At 44.1% G+C, this 23,906-nt stretch carries 22 protein-coding genes; 3 read left to right on the plus strand and 19 right to left on the minus strand.

Annotation, left to right across the window (positions count from 1 at the left end):
- The first annotated feature begins 80 nt into the window (after positions 1–80).
- Entirely contained in the window at positions 81–2,006 is a 1,926-nt protein-coding gene (gene baiCD, locus NSQ91_RS20740) for a bile acid Fe-S flavoenzyme BaiCD (protein WP_076304857.1), read from the plus strand.
- Between the two features lie 462 nt (positions 2,007–2,468).
- Here the strand turns inward: baiCD and NSQ91_RS20745 are convergent, their stop codons facing one another.
- The 8 genes from NSQ91_RS20745 to NSQ91_RS20780 form a co-directional block, all read right to left on the minus strand.
- Complete coding sequence (locus tag NSQ91_RS20745; RefSeq protein ID WP_076304856.1) at positions 2,469–3,557, minus strand: winged helix DNA-binding domain-containing protein; 1,089 nt, start codon at positions 3,555–3,557, stop codon at positions 2,469–2,471.
- Positions 3,558–3,647: 90 nt separating this feature from the next.
- The gene (locus NSQ91_RS20750; protein ID WP_218640534.1) at positions 3,648–4,709 is read right to left on the minus strand and encodes an LLM class flavin-dependent oxidoreductase; all 1,062 of its coding nucleotides are present in this window, start codon (positions 4,707–4,709) and stop codon (positions 3,648–3,650) included.
- Positions 4,710–4,735: 26 nt separating this feature from the next.
- Positions 4,736–5,707 (minus strand): ring-cleaving dioxygenase, encoded by a 972-nt coding sequence (locus NSQ91_RS20755; protein ID WP_076190569.1) that lies wholly within the window; start codon positions 5,705–5,707, stop codon positions 4,736–4,738.
- 87 nt (positions 5,708–5,794) lie between these two features.
- Positions 5,795–6,262: a MarR family winged helix-turn-helix transcriptional regulator gene (locus NSQ91_RS20760; protein ID WP_076304855.1), complete on the minus strand. Its 468-nt coding sequence runs from the start codon at positions 6,260–6,262 to the stop codon at positions 5,795–5,797.
- Positions 6,263–6,342: 80 nt separating this feature from the next.
- Positions 6,343–7,056, minus strand: a complete 714-nt coding sequence (locus NSQ91_RS20765) for a CPBP family intramembrane glutamic endopeptidase (protein WP_076304854.1) — start codon at positions 7,054–7,056, stop codon at positions 6,343–6,345.
- 98 nt (positions 7,057–7,154) lie between these two features.
- Entirely contained in the window at positions 7,155–8,495 is a 1,341-nt protein-coding gene (locus tag NSQ91_RS20770; RefSeq protein ID WP_076304853.1) for a sensor histidine kinase, read from the minus strand.
- 1 nt (position 8,496) lies between these two features.
- Positions 8,497–9,192: a response regulator transcription factor gene (locus NSQ91_RS20775; protein ID WP_076304852.1), complete on the minus strand. Its 696-nt coding sequence runs from the start codon at positions 9,190–9,192 to the stop codon at positions 8,497–8,499.
- Positions 9,193–9,301: 109 nt separating this feature from the next.
- On the minus strand, positions 9,302–9,505 hold the full coding sequence (locus NSQ91_RS20780; RefSeq protein ID WP_076304851.1) for a hypothetical protein: 204 nt from the start codon (positions 9,503–9,505) through the stop codon (positions 9,302–9,304).
- Between the two features lie 258 nt (positions 9,506–9,763).
- Between NSQ91_RS20780 and NSQ91_RS20785 the strand changes: the two genes are divergently transcribed.
- Both NSQ91_RS20785 and NSQ91_RS20790 read left to right on the plus strand, forming a co-directional pair.
- On the plus strand, positions 9,764–10,111 hold the full coding sequence (locus tag NSQ91_RS20785) for a PadR family transcriptional regulator (protein WP_076129886.1): 348 nt from the start codon (positions 9,764–9,766) through the stop codon (positions 10,109–10,111).
- Positions 10,098–11,093, plus strand: coding sequence for an HAAS signaling domain-containing protein (locus tag NSQ91_RS20790; RefSeq protein ID WP_076129887.1), 996 nt, complete (start codon positions 10,098–10,100; stop codon positions 11,091–11,093). The genes NSQ91_RS20785 and NSQ91_RS20790 overlap by 14 nt, the downstream gene beginning before the upstream one ends.
- A gap of 389 nt (positions 11,094–11,482) precedes the next feature.
- Here NSQ91_RS20790 and NSQ91_RS20795 read toward each other — a convergent pair whose 3' ends face one another.
- The 11 genes from NSQ91_RS20795 to NSQ91_RS20845 form a co-directional block, all read right to left on the minus strand.
- Entirely contained in the window at positions 11,483–12,760 is a 1,278-nt protein-coding gene (locus tag NSQ91_RS20795; protein ID WP_340919649.1) for an alpha-L-fucosidase, read from the minus strand.
- Positions 12,761–12,809: 49 nt separating this feature from the next.
- The gene (locus tag NSQ91_RS20800) at positions 12,810–13,760 is read right to left on the minus strand and encodes an ROK family protein (RefSeq protein WP_076304850.1); all 951 of its coding nucleotides are present in this window, start codon (positions 13,758–13,760) and stop codon (positions 12,810–12,812) included.
- 28 nt (positions 13,761–13,788) lie between these two features.
- Entirely contained in the window at positions 13,789–14,481 is a 693-nt protein-coding gene (locus tag NSQ91_RS20805) for a copper homeostasis protein CutC (RefSeq protein ID WP_076304849.1), read from the minus strand.
- Positions 14,482–14,505: 24 nt separating this feature from the next.
- Positions 14,506–15,945, minus strand: coding sequence for a leucyl aminopeptidase family protein (locus NSQ91_RS20810; RefSeq protein WP_076304848.1), 1,440 nt, complete (start codon positions 15,943–15,945; stop codon positions 14,506–14,508).
- A gap of 41 nt (positions 15,946–15,986) precedes the next feature.
- A complete protein-coding gene (locus NSQ91_RS20815; RefSeq protein WP_143763909.1) occupies positions 15,987–16,979 on the minus strand; it encodes an ABC transporter ATP-binding protein in 993 nt (330 codons plus the stop codon).
- A complete protein-coding gene (locus NSQ91_RS20820) occupies positions 16,976–17,977 on the minus strand; it encodes an ABC transporter ATP-binding protein (RefSeq protein ID WP_076183115.1) in 1,002 nt (333 codons plus the stop codon). The genes NSQ91_RS20815 and NSQ91_RS20820 overlap by 4 nt, the downstream gene beginning before the upstream one ends.
- A 13-nt stretch (positions 17,978–17,990) precedes the next feature.
- Positions 17,991–18,821, minus strand: coding sequence for an ABC transporter permease (locus NSQ91_RS20825; protein ID WP_370510612.1), 831 nt, complete (start codon positions 18,819–18,821; stop codon positions 17,991–17,993).
- A 147-nt stretch (positions 18,822–18,968) separates the two neighbouring features.
- Positions 18,969–19,892, minus strand: coding sequence for an ABC transporter permease subunit (locus NSQ91_RS20830; protein ID WP_036689023.1), 924 nt, complete (start codon positions 19,890–19,892; stop codon positions 18,969–18,971).
- A gap of 112 nt (positions 19,893–20,004) precedes the next feature.
- Positions 20,005–21,609: a glutathione ABC transporter substrate-binding protein gene (locus NSQ91_RS20835; protein ID WP_076141089.1), complete on the minus strand. Its 1,605-nt coding sequence runs from the start codon at positions 21,607–21,609 to the stop codon at positions 20,005–20,007.
- Between the two features lie 89 nt (positions 21,610–21,698).
- Entirely contained in the window at positions 21,699–22,703 is a 1,005-nt protein-coding gene (locus NSQ91_RS20840; RefSeq protein WP_076304846.1) for an asparaginase, read from the minus strand.
- A 28-nt stretch (positions 22,704–22,731) separates the two neighbouring features.
- The gene (locus NSQ91_RS20845; protein WP_340919656.1) at positions 22,732–23,889 is read right to left on the minus strand and encodes an ROK family transcriptional regulator; all 1,158 of its coding nucleotides are present in this window, start codon (positions 23,887–23,889) and stop codon (positions 22,732–22,734) included.
- Between the last annotated feature and the right edge of the window lie 17 nt (positions 23,890–23,906).

Below are 23,906 nucleotides of genomic sequence, written 5' to 3' on the forward strand. Positions count from 1 at the left end.
ACTTTCACCCTGCTCTTTCGCTAATATAGGTTAAAATAACCTATTTATTTTTAACCTATATGTAGAGAGGAAGTTATCATATGGATTTCACACATTTATTTAGCAAGGGCACAATCGGAAATATGGAGCTTAAGAACCGGGTCATTTTACCAGCGATGGGCACGAAAATGAATGCGCCGGGTGGATACGTCAGTGATCGTCTGATTGATTACCATGTAGCACGAGCTAAAGGCGGCAGCGGCTTAAATACTGTAGAAGTAACAACTATTCACCCAACGGCGGCCTCCGATGATGCTCCTGCCCTTTATGATGATAAATTCATTCCAGGTATGGCTCAATTAGCATTAGCTATTCGAGAGGCAGGAGGCAAAAGCTGTCTACAGTTATGGCATGGAGGTAAAGTAACTCCCAACCTAATTCAGGTCTCCTCTTCACCTGTTCCGTTTGAAGGCGTGACTCATATACCACGTGAACTTGCGCATCATGAAGTCGGCGAGATGGTTCAAGCTTACGCAGATACAGCATTACGTGCGAAGAAAGCCGGATTTGACAGTGTGGAATTCCATGCCGGCCATGGTTATTTGCCCCAACAATTTCTAAGTCCTGCAATGAATTTTCGTCAGGATGAGTACGGCGGTTCTTGGGAGAATCGCTGCCGCTTCCCGCTGGCTTGTATCCGGGCTATCCGGAAAGCGGTTGGACCTGGGTTCCCTATCTTGATGAGAATCTCTGCGATTGAGGATCTACCGGGCGGACTTACACTGGAAGATATGAAGCTCTTCTCAAAGCTCGCTGAAGAAGCTGGAATTGATGCTATTAATGTATCTCGTGGGGTCCCTGCTGGCGCTGCGATTAAATATGAAGTACCGCCGATCGATTTACCTGTAGGCTTCAATGTAGATAACGCAGCACAAATTAAATCTGTGGTTAACATCCCTGTTATTGCCGTAGGCCGTATTAATGATCCAGCAATTGCAGACCGGATTATTGCGGAGGGTTTGGCTGATTTTGTAGCCATTGGGCGTGCGCAGCTGGCAGATCCAGAATTCTGCAATAAAGCTTTAGCCGGACGTGCAGACACGATCGTTAAATGTGTGGGTTGCGATCAAGGCTGCTTCGATGGATTCGTGAATCCTAATGTTCCATTTATCAGCTGTGTGTTTAATCCTGCAACCGGCCGTGAAAGTGAATATGAATTGCAGCAAACGGGTATCCCCAAAAAAGTACTTATTGCTGGTGGTGGCCCTGGCGGATTAGAAGCAGCTGTCACCCTGAAACGACGTGGGCATCATCCAATATTATGCGAAAAAAATAACATTCTGGGCGGACAGCTTTATATTGCCGGTGCCGCACCACGTAAAGAGGAAATGGCTGCAGCCGCTCTGAATATGGGAGAAACCGCTAAACGAGAAGGTGTAGACATTCGAATGAATACAGAGGTTACACCTGAATTAATCCAGGAAATTGCTCCAGATGAGGTCATTCTTGCAATCGGATCTTCTCCTATTATTCCGCCTGTGGAAGGCATCGACAGTTCACATGTGGTCAATTCACATGATGTGTTATGGGGAACGGTTCATCCAGAAGGAAGAGTCGTTATTATCGGCGGTGGTTTAGTGGGGCTTGAGGTCGCAGAACTGCTTGTAGAGCGAGGACATCAAATCACTGTAGTTGAAATGCAAGCTGATGTTGCTAATGATCTAGGGCTTCTGCGGAAAATCTGTGTCATGGAAAGTCTATATGGACATGGCGTTGAATTAATGACCAACAGCAAATGTATGGCGATTCAAGGGGATAGCGTAATTGTTGAAAAAGACGGCGAACGTCACAGCCTACCTGCTGATTATGTAGTAATTGCTGTAGGTTCACGCGCCCTCAACAAACAAATCCTTCAGGATTTCTTGGAGGAAAGCTCTATCCCTTATCATGTAATTGGCGATGCGGTGCAAGCGCGAAGAGCGCTGAATGCAATTTGGGAAGGCGCTGAATTAGCTAGACGAATCTAATTAAGCTAACTATATGCTTCATGAAAATAACCCGGCAGGTCCGCCCTGCCGGGTTATTTTTTACTCAGAGTGCATTCGTGAAATGTTATTCGGTAATCGGTATCCATTCAACCCTTCACCCTTCACCCTTCACCCTTCACCCTTCACCCTTCACCCTTCACCCTTCACCCTTCACCCATTATGCCGTTCGGACTCAGGAGACGCTATTGAGCTAAAAATAGCCTTTTTACGAATCTATCGGACCTAGATGCCGCTATTCCGCAAAAATAGGGGTCAAAAGAGGTGCTGCGACGGGAATAACTGCATTGGAGTCCGAAAAGCTTAGCAAATCAGCATTTAGGTGCTAATAAGTGCAACGGTGTCCGTTAGCGAGAAAGAAGCACACAAAAGTATGGTAAGAAAGATGAAAATGGTGAGAATGATCAGAATGGTGAGAATGGTGAGAATAGTGAAATACTCATCTCAATGACCACTCACATTCATTTTGAGTATCGGCAGCCCAATAAATGCCGCATATCGGTCAGCTTCTTTAAGTACCAACTTTTCCGTATCGCCCAGCTCGGCAAAAGGATGGATCATAATCTCAATCCCCTTGGTCTTTAAGGTTCTTTTCCATGTACCCACCACCTGACCCTCCACAACAATCGTCGGAAGAAAAACACCATTATTCCCCGGAACTATTAAAGGAGCAACGTCGGGCTCTAGAACGGCACTTCGGTCTTTATAACCCAGAATGTACTCATCAAAACCCGGAACCAGATGAACGCCGGAGTCCTCAGCAGCTGGCTCTAGCCGATCAGCAGACATCCAATACTCACTGCCATCAATAACCTCTGATTGCAGTTGACTTTTGGCCGCTTCCAGACCTCTTCTAGCATCGGTAAGGGTTATGCCTGCCCACCAAGCAAAATCTTGAACAGTTGCTAAACCATGTCCGGTGAAATATCTCCGAGCGAGTTCATACAATGATTCATCGTAAGAAAGTTCTCGAAACTGTGGCACCCATTCCTCTAACAAAACAATCGTTTGCTGCTTACCATTCATCGGTCCGAAACAAATCAACCCTTGGTACGCAACATTCCACAACATATGATAACCACGCTGGTTCCCTGTGTGAATACCTTCTTCTTCTATTAGCTGAAGTAAAAGAGCACGATCTAGCTGCTTTCCACCTTGTAAAGCATTAACTATAATATGTCTACAACGTTCTAGTGTCTGATCATCTAGCCCAAGCTCTGCATTCCGCCGCTTTGTTTGTCCTGCTAAACGCGGCACAGATAGCTGATGCATCCACTTTACATCTTCCGGTGGGACAAAATGAAGCGTACCTCGCAGCGTCCAATTCAGAATCATCTTGCGATCAGCGATAGCACGCTCTATATCAGCTAAACTCGAAGATGGAATACGTAACCCGATCGCCCACATCGCCTGCATGTAATCCTGCGCCTGTACTGCCCCTAATTCTTTAACGACCTGTTCGGGCTTGATTAGCTTGGAATCAACGATCTTCTGGTTATATAAACGTTGCGCAGCTATCATTTTATTCGTCACACTTTGCCTCCTTAAGTGATCCTTCTCAAACCATCGTTTAACCTTATTGGAATAATTTTAATATAATTTTTTCCAATCTCATAGTTTTTCTTATTTCTTAGCTGTGGCCCGTCTTACGGCTGGTGCGACTACCGATCCCAACAAATCAATGATTTGCTCAACCTGAGCATAAGGTAAACCACCAATATCAATCTGAGCCAGAAAACGATTGTGTCCGTACAGCTCATGTTGATAAAGGATTTTTTCAATAACCTGTTGTGGACTGCCTACGAGCAGCGCATTTCTCACACTCATGGCTTCAGCAAATTGGTCTTTAGGGTACGCTGATCCACGAAGCTCTTTCATCATGTGATTTAAATAAGGGTAATAGTTACGGAACGCTTGCTGTGAATCTTTATCGATATATAAAAGGGTGGTTGTACCCACCGGCAGCTCCGCCGGATTAAAACCTGATTGTGCGGCAACCTGGCGATACATATTCACAGAGGTCTTGAACGCTGAAGCAGGTCCACCTAGAACAGCCAGCATCATCGGGATGCCCATTCTTCCTGCCTTAACTGCACTTGCCGGAGGTCCTCCAACCGCTCTCCAGATGGGCAGTTTACCACTCAGTGGCTTCGGAAAAATCTCCATATCATTCAGAGCAGGACGGAATTGCCCTTCCCAGGTAATTCTTTTTTCGTTATTTATTTTCATAAGCAATTCAATCTTCTCTTCGAACAATTCTTCATAATCCCTCACGTCATATCCGAACAGTTCATAAGCTCCTAATCGTGATCCACGTCCAGCAACAATCTCTGCTCTGCCTCCGGATAACAAATCCAATGTCGAAAATTCTTCATGTACACGTACAGGATCCGCTGTGCTCAATACAGTCGCTGAACTGATGAGTTTGATTCGTTCCGTTGCGTTTGCTATAGCTCCAAGTACGACCGATGCTGCTGAAGTAATAAATTTCGGCTGATGACTCTCCCCCACTCCAAACACATCTAATCCAGCATCCTCTGCTAATTTGGCGGCAGCAATGATCTCTTGAATCCGTTGTCGTTCACTGATTGATTTACCTGTTAAGGCATCTGCAACATGATCACCTAATGTGTATAAACCTATTTCTAAACCCTTATTCTCGTCGATTCTATATTGTTCCATCATGATGATGTCCTACTTTCTTCGCTGTATTATTGGATAGGATGAAGCTTCGATGCAATCTCTTCCCGGCGTTCTTCCAGAAAAGAAGGCAAGGTCAAATTCTCGCCCAATGTGTCAAAAGATTCATCAATCTCAAACCCTGGACCATCTGTAGCAAGCTCGAAAAGAATATGGTTCGGATCACGGAAATACAAGGAATGGAAGTAATAACGATCAATGACCCCTGTGTTCTTGAACCCTGCAGCTGTGATTTTAGCAGCCCATGCGGTTAATTCTTCCAGATCCTTCACTCTTATAGCCACATGATGGATACTCCCTCTTCCCGGTCTTTCCCGGTCTTGATCATTAACTTCTTTGAGCTGAAGTTCAGTGTACAAGCCGCCTTTAGCTGTTTCATAAATATCCACCATTACCTTCGGGTCACCCATGGATGGCACTCTACGAACTTGTGTATAGCCTAAAATATCCTCCAAAACAGCCTTTGTACGGCTAGCCTCACGAACAGTCAATTCAACGGGACCCAATCCAACAATGGCATATTGTGGTGGAATATCATCAGTAATCCAAGGTTCTACCAGCTGAGTCACATTATCTTTTTCTGCGGACACCAGATGAACCGTTAATTCATCACTATCCTGAAAAGTAAGCGAATTGCGCTCCTCTATACTTACGATAGCTTCATGAGCGACTTCAAATGTATCTAATCTGCTAGCCCAATATACTAAAGCCTCATCGCTAGGAACGAGAAGAGAGATTGCAGAAATACTGTTCGTTCCTTTCCGGGTCTGGCCTGCATTTGGCATTTCAAAAAAGGATACCTCGGTGCCTGGAGCGCCATTAGAGTTGCCATAGAATAAATGGTACATGGTTGGATCGTCCTGATTTACGGTTTTTTTGACAAGTCTTAGTCCCAGTACTTCTGTATAAAACCATAGGTTTTGTTTAGCGTCTTTAGTAATCATTGATACATGATGTTGTCCGGTTATTTGTGGTTGGCTCATTTTAATTTCCTCCTAATATAATTATGGTTTACTAGTAAACTGATGCTGAAAAAAGGAAGCTTTATTCAGAATAAAGCTTTTACAATACTACTGAACTCCTCGTAGAATCCGATTCTCATTCAGGCTATGGCGGTGAATCTTCTTAAGCATGCTGTAAAATACTTTCTTCTCGTCGTCCGTCAGTGGATCGAATAACGAAGCTTGGAAATCCGATTGCAAAGGAAGCACCTTCTCGATAAGCGCCTGGCCCTTTTCAGTTAAAGAAATATACTTCACCTTCCAATCCTGCTTGCGTTCAATCCATCCTTCTTTTTCTAATCTGCCAAGCATATGTGATACTCCACCTTTAGTAATGGTTAAATGCTCGGCAATATCCATTTGTGTCACAGGCTGATGTAATAGTATTTGTACTAACGCATCAAACTGGCTGACCGTTAAATCAAACTGCTTCAAGAACTCATTGGAAAGATCGTTACTATTGTCATAAACTCTTACCAGCCGCAGCCAGATCAATAAGCTTAGTTTGTTGTCTTCAGTGAATCCATTGTCTCGCATTATGCCACATCCATTACTTTGGAATTGGATCTATTTGATTATCAGTTTACTAGTAATCTGATATGAAGTCAAGTTTCGTATTAACTTAAGAAATAGAGAAGCACAGATAAACCATTACTAAACATGTGCGCGCCTATAGGCACTAATATATTTTTTCTTTTCTCATATAGGTAGGCAAAGATTAATCCAGCAGCCATATAGGAGAAGATATTCCACATTTCGTTATAGTTACTCTGGAACACCACGGCTCTATAGACATGTTGAAAGCCAAATAAAAAGGAGGATATCAGATAAGCCAGAAGACGACTCTTCCTGCGGATCGTTCTATAAATGGTAACCCGATATACTAATTCTTCAATCAAGGGGCCAATCCATACCACGTTCACTGTAAAAATAAATGGATACGAGGACAACATTGCCCGTAAATCCACCTCATTAACAGACTTTGTAATAGGATGAAAAATGGAAATTAGTGTGGGGATCAACATACTTCCGATGATAATAATCAAACAAAGTCCCCAAACCATCCATAACATATTACGGACCCAGTATTGTCTGAAATCATGAATAGCTTGTTTATAGAATCTCCTAAAACCTATAATCACTCCTATGTAGATCAGACTATTCAACAGTAAGGCCATTCGATTTTGTTGTTCTGGCTGCCAAATAAAAACATGGTTAAGAATTCCCATAACCGGCCTGATCAAGAGAATGGAGAACATTCCTAAAAAGTACATTACTGCTAATATAATGCCCAAGATCAATTGCCTTTTACTTAATTTTTCATCAATCATTATATTCTAATCCCCCAAGTAAAATTGTTAATAGACTGAATATCAACCATTTTAGCATTGGGAAATTTCATACGACTTAATGTAATCTTACATAGACCTTAAATTTGCCGGTTCAGCTCAATTATAATTTCAAACTGGTTATCTTGCGTATTCAGCTGAACAGTCCCTCCATGAGCAGCTATTATTTTTCGAACAATGAGTAACCCTAATCCAGAACCTGCCGGGTTCAAGGCTGATGGTTGGCCGTAATTAATAAAAGTAAGCTTGGCTCCATCATTCATCTTTTCCAGCACAGCTTGAAACGTAGAACCTTGCTCCTGATAAGCGATGGCATTATAAAGCAGGTTTGAGAATACTCGATTCATTCTTTTTTTATCAAACTGTAGAATTATTTCTTCTGGCTCGATTACAAAATCAGGGATCAGACCCGCAGCCTCAAGCTCGGGCAACATATGTATCATTTCTTCTCTCAAATATTCTGAGAAATCATCTGTTGTAACATCCAAGCGGAATTCGGGACTTTCCATTCTCGATAATTCAAACAAATCCTGAATCAATACATTGGCACGGATACTATTTTCGTATATTATTTTGGCAAATTTCAAATGTTCTATCCGACCGCTCCCCTGTTCTTTTAGTTCAAGCTCTGCGTAACCCATAATACTTGTTAATGGATTTTTTAAATCATGGGATATATCCAATATTAGATTTTTTCGATTGTTTTCACTCTGTTCTTTTAACGAGGTCTGGATCTGAATCACTTCTGCCATATGATTAAAAGCCTGTTCCAGTTGACTAAACTCCCGATTCCCGCCTACCTGCACTCTTGCTGAATAATCCCCATTCTTAACCTTTTCAACAGCAGCGGACAACTGGTCTAAGGGTTTAATGAAACTAACCGCCGTAATTCTCGCATAAATCATCGTGCTTAGAATCAGAATCAACAAATAACCTAACCCAATAAACCCAAGCATTTGAAGGGTATGATCCTGCATAGGTGAATCTGAATTCCAATGGAAACTGCCTGTCATTTTCACTTGTATAGGTAAAGAGACGATCAGCCAAAATTGTTCCTGCTCATTATATTCAACAGTGATCATATCTTTGTTAGCGCCAGTATTCATTAGAAAATCCGTAAATTCTTTGACACTAATCTGCTTGGACGTAAATGGATTGTTGCCAATGGAGTGTATGACTTCGTAATTGGAATTCACAACCTGTAAACTGCCCCCGACATCATTAACAACACTAGTGTCAATTCTTTGATAGTCATTTTGCATAAGCTTAGCAGCCGTTAACTGATTATAAATAATGTCCTTAGATCCCAGCCTGTTCATGCAAAACAAAGCAACAATCACCAATATCGTTATAACCGTTGTTATAAGAAAGATCGCGATATAGTTTTTTAACAATTGATAGGATATATTTTGTTTTCTCATCTTATTTACCTGGGTTGTAGAATTTGTAACCTAGTCCACGCACTGTAACGATATATTCGGGATGGTGTGGGTCCCGTTCGATCTTATTCCTTAGACGGCTGATGGTAACCATAATCGTATTATTATCACTATAGAAATCTTCTTCCCACGCCGCTGCATATAACTTTTTGGGCGTGAAAATTTGATTAGGACTCTGCATCAGACATTGTAACACCTTATATTCCTTGGCATTTAGAAGAACTGGACTTTCATTTATGTACAACATACATTCCTTTAAATTCAGCTTCAATTCTCTATGTTGGATTGTTTCTTCAGTTATCGATTGGCTAAGATCGTATACATTTCTTCGTCTCAGTTGCGCCTCAACCCTAGCCACAAGCTCTGAAGCACTAAATGGCTTCACCATATAATCGTCTGCTCCAAGACCTAAGCCCACTATCTTATCAAATTCTTCACCGCGGGCAGTTAACAAGATAACCGGAATATGGCTTTTCTCTCTTATCTGTCGCAGCAGATTAAGCCCATCAAGCTTGGGCATTACAATATCCAGAATGGCAAGATTTATTTCATGTTGATTAACAACCTCTAAAGCCTCAATGCCATCCTTGGCTTCGAATACTCGATAGGATCGATCTTCTAAATGTATTTTCACTAGTTTTCTTATATCAGTTTCATCTTCAGCAATCAGTATATTCATCGCTTAATTCCCCTAACTATTCTCAAATAGCTGAGTCTTTTCACTCAGTATAACTTGCCAATACCACTTCGGTATATAAAGCCTAAAGAATACATCTGGAACATCATGATTAAAATACCCATGGATCACCATAATCAAATCTATTAAAATCAATAATTCCAAGTTCCTCGACTTCGTAATGATCATACTCCCGTTTTTTCTGATCATAATGGGAAATCTCCTCCGTTCTCAACAATAACTCTCTGCCCTTATGAACCGGTTCAACTACCTCCCATGTAGAAGCATTCGGGATGTCACTAAAAAATGGAATCATTTCACGACCTCCTTTTAATCAAACTGCTTCACAAAATAGAAAAATCTTCTTATTTATTTCTCAGAAGATTATTTTATTCAATTGATGTTGGAACAACAATAGTGTATGATGCATAGTATAGATCGAATACTGTATGACACATAGTAAGTATAAACAACTTCGACGTCCTCTTAAGGACAGCAAGCGTTTAAACCAAAAATATAAGAACAATTTATAAGAGATTATAAATTCTTATATTTTAAATAATGAGGTGGGTGAATGAGTACTTTATTAAATTCTTTAATCACAGAGCTTAGAAGAGGTACGTTAACGCTAGCCGTTTTAAGTCAATTACGAACGCCCCAGTATGGATATTCGCTCGTTCAATTGTTGGAGGAATCCAGCATCATCATCGATCAAAGCACCCTATATCCATTACTTCGCCGATTAGAGAAACAGGAATTAGTGACGAGCAGCTGGGACACATCCGAGAGCAGACCCCGTAAGTATTATGTTCTAAGTGACTATGGCGTAGAGATTTTTTTACAGCTAAAGGAAGAATGGCTTAAGAATTCGAAAGAACTCTACGGCCTATTACAAGGGGAGGATGACCATGAAGCTGATTGAGATTTACATTCATGAAGTTACTCGGAGGTTACCAGAACAAAATCGGGAAGACATCGCATTAGAATTACGATCAACCATCGAGGATATGTTACCGGATGATTATGACGAAAAAGAGGTAAAAGCCGTCCTTGCAAAATTGGGCAATCCAGCTATTTTAGCTAGTGAGTACCGCGATCAGCCCATGTATCTCATCGGCCCACGCTATTTCGATTTATATGTTACGTTATTAAAAATGATTATACCCATCGCTGTAGTTGTTTCTTTAATCGCTCTGGTTGCTGATTACTTGATTGGCTACAGCGGCGATAAAACAGTTGCGGATATTGTTACTGCAGTTATAAGTACAGGAATTGGAACCTTTCTTGAAGTAGGCATCCAAGTCTTTTTTTGGATAACTGTTGTGTTCGCTATTATCGAACGGGCAGATAAAGGAAAGGAAGGTCATCCTCTTACTACAAAATTAAGGAAATGGACTCCTGATGATTTGAAGGATATCGCGCTTGTCCATAAGAAAAAAGCAATTACAAGCTTCGAAGTGTTCGGAAGTTTACTGTGGACTGCCATTTGGGCTACTGTTTATTTTAATGCTGAACACCTGATCAGAGTCTATAGAGGCGGTGAAGGCGCACTTAACTTCGTAGCCCCAGCTTTTAATCAGCATGTGTTACTTGATTATTGGCCTATTATTCTTATTGTGATCGGATTAGAAGTCGCATTAACTATATATAAATTAATCAAGAGACAATGGACTAGAGAATTAGCATTATGTAATACGGTCCTTGAGCTCATTGTACTTATTGTATTCGCTGTTATCCTTATAAATCCGAGTGTATTCAACCAAGAATTTATTAATTACATGTCTAATTTATTAAACACTACAGCTAACCAATTTGAAACGGGACTAGTAGGTGGAGGAATAGCAATCTTGATTTTAGTCGCGGTCCTCAATATATATGAGGGCTTCCGCAAGGCTCGCCTTTAGTATTCACAGAACGGCGATTCTCCTGTTATTTGGAGAATCGCCGCTTTGTTTTCTGACTCGTTGAATGCCTGCTTCAAATGCAACAACTTCAACATTGTCAGCCCCCTCTGAGAGTTGCGGACCCAGATGACGTTATTTGCACATTTTCTGCCTTTGGAACAGGGCTTCGGACTCCAATGACGCTATTCCCTAGAATCAGCTCCATATCGAGGGTGTTTCAAGCCAATAACGACTATGCAGTCCGTTGGCATCCCAAAAGTGCGATATTTCTGGGTTTAGAGTCATCTGTGTCCGATAGGTGTTTCGTATGTGCAAATGTTGGCGAAGAATACGAAAAAAAGGAGTTGTCTCAGCAGCCATTCAGGGCATATGGGACAACTCCTTCTGATTTAATTAAATAGTTCAAGCTCTATAACCGTATCCATCTCATCAGGTAACATCGCGCCTTTTAATGTAATAAAAGCTCCACCGTCAACATCCGAATATTCCTCAGCCATCCACGGCGCCTCCACCTTTAGCTCGGTACCATCACGTAGTAATCTAGCCTTATTAATCTTCCCTTTCAAGCCTTGGAAATAGATCGGGCCAATTCCACGGTCGTAGACATGCGCATACAATTTATTGCCCTTTTGCGTATAACGTCCCCACTCTGGCTTAGGTAGCAAAGACTTCCCGCATCCATAAATACTATCTCCATTAAGGCGCATCCACTCCCCAACTTCGTCAAGGATAACCAGGGATTCCCGCGTCATTTCACCTTTGGCATCTGGTCCAACATTGAGGAGCAGGTTACCATTCTTACTGATACATTCGACCATCGTACGGATGACTTGCTTGGTCGATTTATAATTCTTATCCTCGGAATGATAACCCCAGTTGTCATTCAGGGTAATGCAGGCTTCCCAAGGGATGGATTGCCCGTTTACGTCAACAATGCCGCCAGGCGGAATGATCTGCTCGGGGGAGAAGAAATCTCCAGCATACTCCTCAGGTTCTGCCGCACGAATATTGCCACCTAATCGATTGTCGATAATAATATCAGGTTGTATGGAACGAATCATCCGGATAAGCTCCGTCGCCTTCCACTTCTCCCCTGTCATATTATCGTAGGAGAAGTCAAACCACATAATGTCGATTTTACCGTAATTGGTGAGCAGTTCCTTTACTTGCCCATGCATATACTCCAAGTATCTATCGAAATCAATCGGCTTATCTTTGACCGCTTCGTTATCCCGATCAGGATGTGCCTTATCTCCATAACCGGGATAATCCTCATGGTGCCAGTCTATGATAGAGTAATATAGACCAACTGCAATCCCTTCAGCACGGAAAGCGTCTACATATTCCCGCACTAGATCACGCCCAGCAGGCGTATTAGTCGCTTTGAAATCAGTCAGCTTACTATCGAACAGACAGAACCCGTCATGATGTTTGGTCGTAAGCACAGCATATTTCTGACCCGCAGCTTTGGCTGCACTTGCCCATTTCTTCGGGTCATATCGAGAGGCGTCAAATTCATCGAAATACGTCATGTAATGCTCTCTACTCATCCGCTCGTTGCCGCGTATCCATTCCCCTCTAGCAGGAATTGAATATAATCCCCAATGGATAAACATCCCGAACCTATCCTGTAAGAACCATTTCGTTCTTTCTTCTCTTGTACCCATCTCTCCAACTCCTCCGTTAATGAAAGCTGTGATCAATCATTCACTCCACCTAAGCGGTATGAAATAATGCAGCTGCTCCAATTAGGCCTACATCGTCTTTGAGCGCGGCAGGTTCAATTGTAAAAGTACCCTTATAAGGATCCATGACAAATAGCTCCGTCTTCTCCACCAGTGCAGGGAATAACAAATCTCCAGCCTTACTCACGCCTCCACCGATCACGATCCGATCAGGATTGAACGTATGTACTGCATTGGCTAGACCTAGTGCCATATAATGAATACTCCGGTCAATAACCTCGACGGCCACGGGATCGTTAAGTGCCATGGCTTCAAATACGTGCCGCGAAGTAATTTTTTCTCCATTTATATTAGCCAGTTCCGTAATCATCGACGGTCTGCTCTCCATACTTCGCAGCGCCATATCCCGAATCGCTGTGCCCGAAGCGAAAACTTCCCAGCAGCCGAATCTTCCACAGCTGCATTCCGTTCCGTTCGGGTCAATAATATTATGACCTAGTTCACCAGCAAATGAATTTTTGCCAAGAAGCAGCTTGCCGTCAATGACGATACCTGCTCCAATCCCTGTGCTAAAGGTAACATAAACCATGTTGTCTGCACCTTTGCCAGCACCTCGGACATACTCGCCCCAAGCCGCAGCGTTCGCATCATTCACTACCTTTACTTCAACGCCTAGCTCCAACTCCATCCAGTACTTCAGTGGAACATTATCCCACTCCGGAAGATTGGTGCCGTGAATAACGATCCCGTCCTGGCTATTTACAGCTCCGGGAGAAGCCAGACCCACTCCTGTGAGTGGTCGCCCTTCGGATACGGAGCGGATCATATCGATCATTCGCTGCACCACTTCTTTAGCGGTACGTGCCCCAGCCGTTTCCATCAATTCCCGTTTCAACACGGTCCCCTTTGAATCAAACAATGCTGCGGCAATTTTTGTGCCTCCTAAATCGATTCCAACTACGTAGCTCTCAACCTTCTGCATAACCCATTCACCTTTTCACTATCTATTATTAGCCGTTAGAATGAATACTCTCCGCTAACGCCCGTAAGGCTGCTGGATCGATTGGCGACAAAGCGTCTTTGTCATAACGTACAGCCGACCCAAAATGTACTTCTGTTACTCCAGTCTGATGTATAAATGAAGTAATACCTTCCGGCTTCAGACCGCTTCCAGCCAGTATACTTACCGATTTACCCTTTGATTCCTCGACTAGCTTCCGCATAGCAGGAATAGCTTCAGGTGCCGGACCTGGCCCGGCAGAAGTGAGCACACGCGTAATTTGCGGATACTTACAAAGCGTTCGATAACCTTCTATTTGATCCTTCAACTCATCAAAAGCACGGTGGAAGGTTACTTGCAATCCCTCGGTCAACGGCAATAATGTTTCAAGCGCTCGCTCGTCGATAGTCCCTTCCGGAGTTAACGCACCAAGCACAATCCCCGCCGCACCGCTGGCTGCAATTTGCTTTATCTCTGCTGCCATGGTCAAAATGTCATACTTTGAATAGCAAAAAGAACGGCTGTGCGGGCGAACCATAACAAACGCAGGAATGTTAACCGATTTGGCAACTTGTTGCACCAATCCTATCCCTGGTGTTAATCCGCCTTCCGTAATCGCAGTAATGAGCTCCAGGCGGTCAGCCCCATTCGCTTCGGCTGTAAGAGCATCGTCCATACAAGTAGCGATGACTTCCAATCTCATAACTTTCCTCCACTCTTCCGGTTGTTATTGTTGTGCCTGTTTCATAACATAATCAGCGAGCAGTCGAGCACCATAGCCCGTTGCTCCAGCTTCTGAATACCCGACATCCTGTTTGTACTGAACCGTCCCAGCCATATCAATATGGACCCAGCTCAGCGATTCCGCTACAAAGCGCCGTATAAAAAGCGCTGCTGTAATCGCACCTGCAAAAGGTGAAGTACTAACGTTGCGCAGATCAGCGTAATTGCTTCGAAGATCGACTTCGTATTCATCCATAAGCGGCATGGGCCACAGTCGTTCTCCATTGCGCTCACCGATTTCGACGAGGCTCTGCGTCATCTCTCCATCACCCCATATGCCGGCGATACCTAATCCTAACGCTGCGCCAACATTTCCAGTAAGTGTTGCAATATCAATGACCTTAGTTGCCCCGATATTAGCTGCATGAATAAGAGCATCCGCGATAATAAGCCGCCCCTCGCCATCCGTATTTGCAACCTGAACCGTCAGCCCATTAGGATAGCGTATAACAGACGATGGCAGCATTGCTTCAGCATCTGGTACGTTATCAACAACTGGGATCAACGCGGTCACATTTACATGAGCTTGATTCCGCACTAAAATATCCAGCGCCCCAAGAACAGCTGCTGCGCCACCCATGTCCATACGTGCATCGCTAATATCACTTGCGGTCTTAACATTCATCCCACCCAAATCGAAGGTAACACCTTTACCCACCAATGCCAGCATTGGCAATTCAGGGTTACTCTCATAGCGAATTTCAACGAGGACTGGGGAGTGTTTACTGCCAGCTCCAACCGCCAGCAACCCATTCATCTGTAGGTCAACCAGCTCCTGCCCCCGGTAGACATGAACTTTCACTGCTGCGTTATCACGCTCGAAATATTCGACCATCCATTCTGCGAACCGATCCGGATTTAGAGTCTCGGGCACCTCATTCACCAGATCGCGAGCAACCACTGCTCCTTCAGCGCGCATGCGGCCAGTACTTAGTACAACTTCCAGTTCAGGCTTAGTCAGTTCAGGCCAATCGGCTGTCTGGAGCAGCAAATCAACTGAAATGTCTATTTTAGTAACGCCACGATAGGTTTGAAAACGATATAATCCAAGAAGCCAGCCTTCAATCCATGCTTGCAGCTCATCCGCAGCGGAAATATTACTTTCTGCTGTCTTACGAACAAATGAAGCTGAATTTCGTCCTTCTCTTAGGGCTGTACGGGCGGCAGAGCCCGCTGCTCGGCGAACTTTCTCAAGCGTAAGAGCCCGGCGTTTTCCCATTCCAATTGCTATCACATCGGACTCTTCCTCAGAGCGAGCATATAACCATGTCACACTGCCACTCTGTTTGTGAGCTTCTCCCAGCCGAAGAGGAAAAGCCTCCTCTTCATAGGCTAAGTAGATAAGCGTATCCGCCCCATTAGCGGAATCGAACAAGATATTCATAGCTGTCCCTTCTTTTCCGTAAAGTGTACTCACATTTTAAATTATCGTTCTAGTTTCAACATTTCTTCATCAAAGAGATGACAAGCGAGCTCATGACCTGGTTCAACTTCCCGGAATACAGGCACATGTTGCTTACAGATTTCCATACAGGAAGGGCATCTTGTATGAAAACGACAGCCCGTCGGCGGATCAACGGGACTTGGAAGATCCCCTTTTAGAATAATGCGTTCCTTCTTCAAGCTTGGATCGGGCACGGGAACTGAAGATAGCAGCGCTTGGGTGTAAGGATGCAAGGGACGGTCATACAATGTATCCTTATCAGCCGTCTCCACAAGAGAACCCAGATACATAACCCCAATTCGATCACTAATATGCTCGACCACACTGAGATCATGAGAGATGAATAAATACGTCAGGCCATATTCCTCCTGCAAGTCCTGTAACAGATTCAACACTTGGGACTGAATCGATACATCCAGCGCTGACACGGGTTCATCCGCCACAATTAGACTTGGGCGAACGGACAGAGCCCGGGCAATCCCAATCCGTTGCCGCTGTCCACCGCTGAACTCAAACGCGAATCGCTCGGCGTAGAGACTGTTCAATCCAACGGTCTCTAGCAGTTCGCAAGCTAGCTTATCCCGTTCTTTAGAGGACAGCTTTGTATGAATAAGCAGGGGTTCGGCGACAAGATCCTTCACCTTCATACGGGGATTAAGTGAAGCATAAGGGTCTTGAAACACCATCTGCATATCTTTGCGCAGAGGCCGCATTTGGTTGTCTGAGATATGGCTAATATTTTGTCCCTTAAACCATACTTCTCCATGATTGGGTTCCAGTAAGCGAGTCACCAGCCTGCCCGTAGTCGATTTCCCACAGCCACTTTCACCTACAAGGCTGAACGTTTCTCCCTTACGAATGGCGAATGAAATCCCATCAACGGCGTGTAAATATTTAGTCGTTCCGAAGAAGCCCTTCTTCACAGAAAACAACTTCTTCAAACCCTTAACCTCAATTAATGGAGTCTCTTTCATAAACATCCCGCTCCTTCCGTGTCCTCCTGCTGTGTAAGCCAACAACGGCTTTTGCGCTCTAGCCCCTCAATCGGAAGTAGCTCAGGTTCTTGCGACAGACAACGCTCCATGGCAAATTCGCAGCGTGGCGCAAACTTACAGCCGGCAGGCATTTGTGAAAGGTCTGGCACATTCCCTTTTATAGACTCCAAGCGATGTACATTCTGGCGCAGCTTAGGTACCGATTGAATCAATCCCCTGGTATACGGATGTTGCGGTCTGGCGAACAGCTCCTGAACAGAGGCTTCTTCCACCACACGACCTGCATACATAACAACTACCCGGTCACATAATTCGGCAACTACTCCAAGATCATGGGTAATGAGCAGCATTCCCATATCCTGTTCATCTTTCAACTGCTTCATCAGATCAAGAATTTGCGCTTGAATCGTTACATCGAGTGCGGTCGTGGGTTCATCGGCAATCAACAGCTTTGGATGACAAGACATGGCCATTGCAATCATAACCCGCTGTCTCATCCCGCCGGATAGTTGATGCGGATATTCATCGATTAATTCCTCTGCGCGAGGGATACCTACAAGCCGCAACATATGAATCGCATGCTCACGAGCCTTCTTGCGTCCATAACCCAAATGCAGTCTAATCGGCTCTGTTAATTGCAGCCCAATCCGCAGCACTGGATTAAGAGAGGTCATCGGCTCCTGAAAAATCATTGCCAGATCATTTCCCCGGATTTGGCGCATCTCCTTCTCAGAAATCTTCGTCAAATCCTTTCCTTCAAAACGCACAGAACCTTCAGAAATTCTGCCCGGCGTATCTTTAAGCAACCGCATGATCGATAATGAGGTTACACTTTTGCCACAACCAGATTCACCAACCAGGCCTAACACTTCGCCTTTTTTAATAGCAAAGTCTACCCCCGCAACCGCAGTTATACTTCCACCGCCGCGTTTGAACTCCGTTTTCAGCCCTTGTACATCCAACAAATGTTGAGTCATGTCTTGTCCCTCCTTAGTTTTTCATTTTGGGATCAAGAGCATCACGCAGTCCGTCCCCGACCAGGTTAAATGCAAGTACTGTTAAAAAGATGGCTATCCCCGGAAAATAAACGATATGTGGAGCAATACTTAAATAATCACGTCCCATACTTAACATTGCGCCCCAATCGGGCTCTGTTGTTTTTGCACCCATTCCGAGAAAGCTCAATGAAGCAGCGGCCAAGATCGCTCCGCCAATCTTCATGGATAGATTAACGATAATGCTGGGCACGGTCTCAGGAAAAATATGACGCCAAATAATCCGGCGATGCTTCGCTCCCATGGAACGAGCCGCTTCCACAAACAATGTTTCTTTCGCAGACAGCGTTACGCTCCGAATAATTCGGGCGAACGATGGAGTACCAAAAACTGCAACTGCGATAACAACGTTGGATAGACCCGGACCGAGAATGGCGACGATCCCAATGGCAAGCAGCAAGTCAGGAAAAGAAAATAGTACATCACTGCCACGCATAATTATCCGATCTAGCCAACCGCCATAATATCCGCTTAACAGACCTAGGATAGTTCCAAGTACACCTGCGATTAAGACGGAACTGAGACTGACCGCTAAGGTTAAGCGAGTACCATCAATCAGACGGCTTAGAATATCACGGCCATATTCGTCTGTCCCGGCCCAATGTGCAGCAGAAGGACCTGCCATAAGAGCATCGTAGTTTGGTTCATCAGGATTATACGGGGTCAGAAATGGCCCGAAAATTGCAATTAGGAATAGCAATATAATAAAAAATGCGGCCACAAGGGGCATCTTTTGTTTACTGAACTTACGTAAAAAAACACCCATACGGCCTTTTGTTTTCTCCGGGGCCAGTACCTCTCCGGGTAATGGAGATTTTGCTCCCATCACCGCCGAATTGTCACTCATGATATCCCTCCTGATCCTAAATTCACCCTATAAATCTATTGAAATTCTGCTTCTTAGTCGCATTAGCTACTGAGAAAACCTTATTTTCGGATTAAGTACGCCATACAATAAATCTACTAATAGATTGATAAGAATAAATTGTGTAGCAAACAGAAGCAGTAAGGCTTGAATGACTGTATAATCCCGGAACAAAATGGAGTCTACTAGCAGCCTGCCAAGACCCGGAATACTGAATACCGTCTCAACCATTACAGAGCCGCCGAGCAGGAACCCAAACTGAAGTCCAGCTACGGTAACCACCTGAATCAAAGAGTTGCGCAGCGCATGCCTGCCGATAACAACATACTCGCGTAAGCCTTTTGCACGTCCTGTACGGATATAATCCTCCCGAAGAGTCTCCAGCATAGATGACCTAGAATAACGGGCCAACATAGACATAATCCCCATCCCGAGTGTAATGGAAGGAAGAATATAGGACTTCCAGGAATCAACACCACCCGTTGGAAACCAACCAAGCTCTACCGAGAAAATTTGAATGAGTACCAAGCCTAACCAAAATCCAGGAATAGACATCCCTGAAATGGCTGTCAACGTCCCTAAATGATCCGGCCACCGATTGCGATAAACGGCTGAAACCACGCCAATTAGAAGACCAATAATTAGAGCCCAGGCCATACTAAGAAAAGTCAGCCACAACGTAGGCATTACTCTGCTTTCCAGCATGTCAGTAACCGGGATCCCTGAACGGATCGAATTGCCCAGATTCCCACTTAGCAGATCACCCATGTAGTTTATGTATTGCTTCCACAAAGGCAGATTGAGACCCAGCTGCTCCTGAATTCCACGAATCTCTTCAAGCGTGGCATCTTTACCGGCAATAAGTCGGGCTGGATCGCCTGGGATTAAGTGAATAAACAAAAAGACAAGCACCGATACAATGAACAACAGCGGAATAACCCCGAGGAGTCTTTGTAAAGCATATCTACCCAACTCATAAGCCCCCTTCAGTATCGACAAATGATTTAGTGAGGCCGCTTCCCACCATACTACAGAAGCGGCCTCGTTCATTTCTTGGGATATTAAACCTAACGTTTGTTTAGCATTATTTCACTTCTGCATTCAGGACATTAATGGAACCATCCGGGAAGACCTTAACTCCTTCCAGATACGATCTTTTGCCTGAGATGATTTGGTCGACGCCCATGAATGCCCATGGAGCATCTTCCCAAATTGTTTTTTGAATATTGCCATAGATGGATTTAGCCGCTTCTGGATCAACAGATTTATTCGCCTCAGCGATCCATTTGTCTACATTTTCATTTTTGTAATAGGCTGTATTTGAGCCAGCAGGCGGGAACATTTCACTACTGAACAACCCTCTGGTTGCACCATCTGCATCACCTGAAGACGGAGACCAGCTGACATACCACATTTGAATTTTTGCTTCTTCTGGTGTCTTAGCAGAGTTAATTTGGTCGGACAATGTGCCGCCTTCCATGGATTTCACGTCTACCTTAATCCCTACAAGTGCTAGCTGTTGCTGAATAAATTGCATCCCCTTCATAGTTTCGGATTCATTTTCACCCCAAATTTCGGTTTCGAATCCATCAGGATAACCTGCTTCAGCAAGCAATTGTTTAGCTTTTTCAATGTCATAGTCATAACCTGTTTGCGGGGAATAATATTGTGTTTTGGAAGACATCGTGGAATCAAGCTTAGCACCAAGACCCGATTTCACAACTTTGATATAAGCTTCTTTATTGATAGCATAGTTAATGGCTTGACGAACCTTCACATCATCGAAAGGTTTTTTCATCGTATTCAACGTTACATAACGGACGATTGTCGAATCGATGGTATCTACAGTAATTCCTTCAAGACCTTCAACCTCAGATACTTGCTCCGTTGGCATTGGATAAATAAAATCCGCCTCGCCGGTTTTTAGCATGGCTATCCGTGATCCATTCTCTGGCACAGGTCTAAAGGTCACACTATCCACTTTTGGCAAGCCCGCTTGCCAGTAATCAGGGTTCTTAACGACAACCAAGCGGTCGCCTTGCACCCATTCTTTGAACTTAAATGGTCCCGTCCCTACAGGATTTTTCGAAATATCGGTGCCATTTTCTTCTAAAGCTTTCGGACTAATAATAGGTGCCATAGCTACTTTATTTAAAAATGCGTTGTACGGCTCACTGAGTGTAATAACCACGGTTTTAGCATCAGGAGTCTCCACTTTCGCTACCTTTGCGAAGCTTTTGCGCAGTCTCAGATTGTTCTTCTCATCTTGAATACGGGCGATGTTTACTTTAACCGCTTCAGCATTAAAGTCAGTACCGTCTTGGAATTTAACATTCTCTTGCAGCGTGAACGTGTAGACCAACCCGTCTTCACTTATGGAATGGCTTGCGGCAAGAACAGGAACCACGTTCATATTCTCGTCAAAACCCATCAGACCTTCGTACATCGTTCTGGCAGCGCTGATTGAATGCGTATCGCTTGCGTTATGAGGGTCCAGCGTAATAAAGTTAGAATTGATGGCAATTACAATGTCTTTATCATTCTTTGTAGTTGGGGTGCTAGTTTCAGTTCCACCAGCAGTATTGCCGTTTTGTCCCTCGTTGCTCGCTTTGTTGCCGCACCCTGCAGTCACTACTACTGTAATAAGCAGCAGCATGAACATTGACCATACTTTTCCTTTTGCTTTCATTTTTTACACTCCCCTATTCAAACGATGTATTAGAAAAGCTTCTAGTCCGATTAATCACCAAACTTGAAGATTATTCTTGACCTTATGCTCTAGATCTCCCATTGAAATACAGCACGGCGTTCGCCGACTACAGTACCGCCATCATTAACAATCGTGTTAGGCACGAGTGCATATAGGCGATCAATTGTGTCTTGATTGCTGTAACCAATACGTTCTAGAATCGATGCGATAATACATGGCCAGACTTGTTCTGATCCGTCGGATACTTTCAGTGATATACCCATTCGTTCCTTACGGAGTCCGATACCGTATACCCCTTTTGCTCCACCCTTAGCCGTCAGATTGTCATCCTTCAGGAGCTCTGAGCATACAAATTCCGTGTCAGCAATCATAACCGGGTTATCGTTCATAAGTTTTGCAATGGCAGCGGCTGCGTTACGTATATCCGTATCCTCAATTAAATCGGGACACGCTAGCTTTAGATAGGAATAAGCGATTTTATGAAGCGGAAGTGCGAAGATAGGAAGTCCACAGCCATCAATACCTTGCGGGATGGACGCTTTGGGAACTTCAGCGATATAAGCCATCATCTCAAGAATCTCCTGTTGTACAGGATGGTTAGGATCGTAATAAGTGTTTATATCCCAACCCATATATTTGCTAAGGCCCATTAACCCTGCATGTTTGCCTGAGCAGTTATGAAAGATTTTACGAGTGGGTTCATTTGCCCGGTGACGTTCTGCTTTGGCTTCTTCATTCAGCGGGTATGTAGAGCAGCAATGTAGTGACTCTTCTTTTAATCCCATTTTCTGAAAAAGAGCTTCAAGCGCTTCAATATGGAAGGCTTCTCCCCGGTGTGAAGCGGTAAACAGCGAAGCTTCTTTACTTGTCAAACCATATACTTCATCGATCCGGCGTTTCATTACCGGCAAAGCTTGGAATGGCTTAGCAGCAGAGCGAAGATAAGTCATATGCTCCGGATCGCCTGCTTTGTACAAAATGTTGCCCTTCTCATCAACTACACTAACTGCACCATAATGCACATTCTCCAGCAGGCCACCACGATATTCTTCTACCAATGTTGTAAATCCCATCTGTACAACCTCCCCAGCAGTAGTTAATTTAATCTAAGGCAAAAAATCGATTCTGCGATAAAAGTCCCGATCCAATAATTACACCCTTCTCATTTAGCAACGAGCGATGAATCGTAAAGGAACCACGAAGCGGCTCCCAGGTAAAGCGCGAGAGGTACAGCTGCTCAACTTCTTCGTATATATCCGGGAATTTGTCCACGAGTTCTCCACTTAAAATCACGCTGTCGGGGTTATACATGCATACGACATTATTAATGGTGATGGCCATATACATGAGTGCACGGTCGATCAAGTGAATCGCCCATTGTTCTCCTGCATGTTTTGCTGCGAATAACTCCTCAATCGTACGGATCGGGCGAATCCGATTAGCTTCAGATAATAAAGAACTGATATTTATATAGGTCTGTAAACAGCCCGCTTTGCCGCACTCACACATCATTCCGTTAGGATCCACTGTCGTATGCCCAATTTCACCCGCACTGTTCATCACACCTCGATAGATCTCTCCCTCGAGAATCATCGCAGAGCCCACGCCTTGACCGAAACCCAATAATGCCGTACGGCTGGAGCCGACTGCAGCTCCTTTAAGATGTTCAGCAAGAGCCCTTACTTTCAGCTCATTGTCCACAGCGATTTCAAAACCTGTCAGCTCTTTCAAGCGTTTGGCTAACGGCACATTTTTCCATCCTAGCTGAACAGAGAAGACAACAATTCCTTCTTCGTTATTCACAATGCCGGGAAGTCCAACGCCAATACCCACGATACGTGTTCTGTCAATCACATGCTGCTGGAACAATTGCTCAATGGCTTCATGAATCCGTTCCAGCGTTCGATCCGGGCTTTCGTCTGGTGTACGGGAAAATTGACTACTGCAGATAAGCTGTCCTTGTAAGTCCACAATTCCAATAGACATAAGACTGCGATCCAGTTCAACGCCAACCGATAATACAGAAGCGTCCATCATACCTATTAACGTTGATTTCCGACCTAATCCTGATGATACCTGCTCTGAATCGAGTAAATATCCTTCCTCCGTCAACTCTCCGACAATTCGACTTACAGTCGTAGGACTCATACCAGTCTGTTTAGCAATAGAAGCGCGAGAAATCGGTTGTTGATTTTTTATAATTTCGAAAACCGTTAAACGATTTTGTCGCTTCATAAAATCCTGATCGTGCTTTTTCACGGGCATTCTCCTAATTA

Source organism: Paenibacillus sp. FSL R7-0048, from assembly GCF_038004505.1.
Classification (GTDB): Bacteria; Bacillota; Bacilli; order Paenibacillales; family Paenibacillaceae; genus Paenibacillus_AQ; species Paenibacillus_AQ odorifer.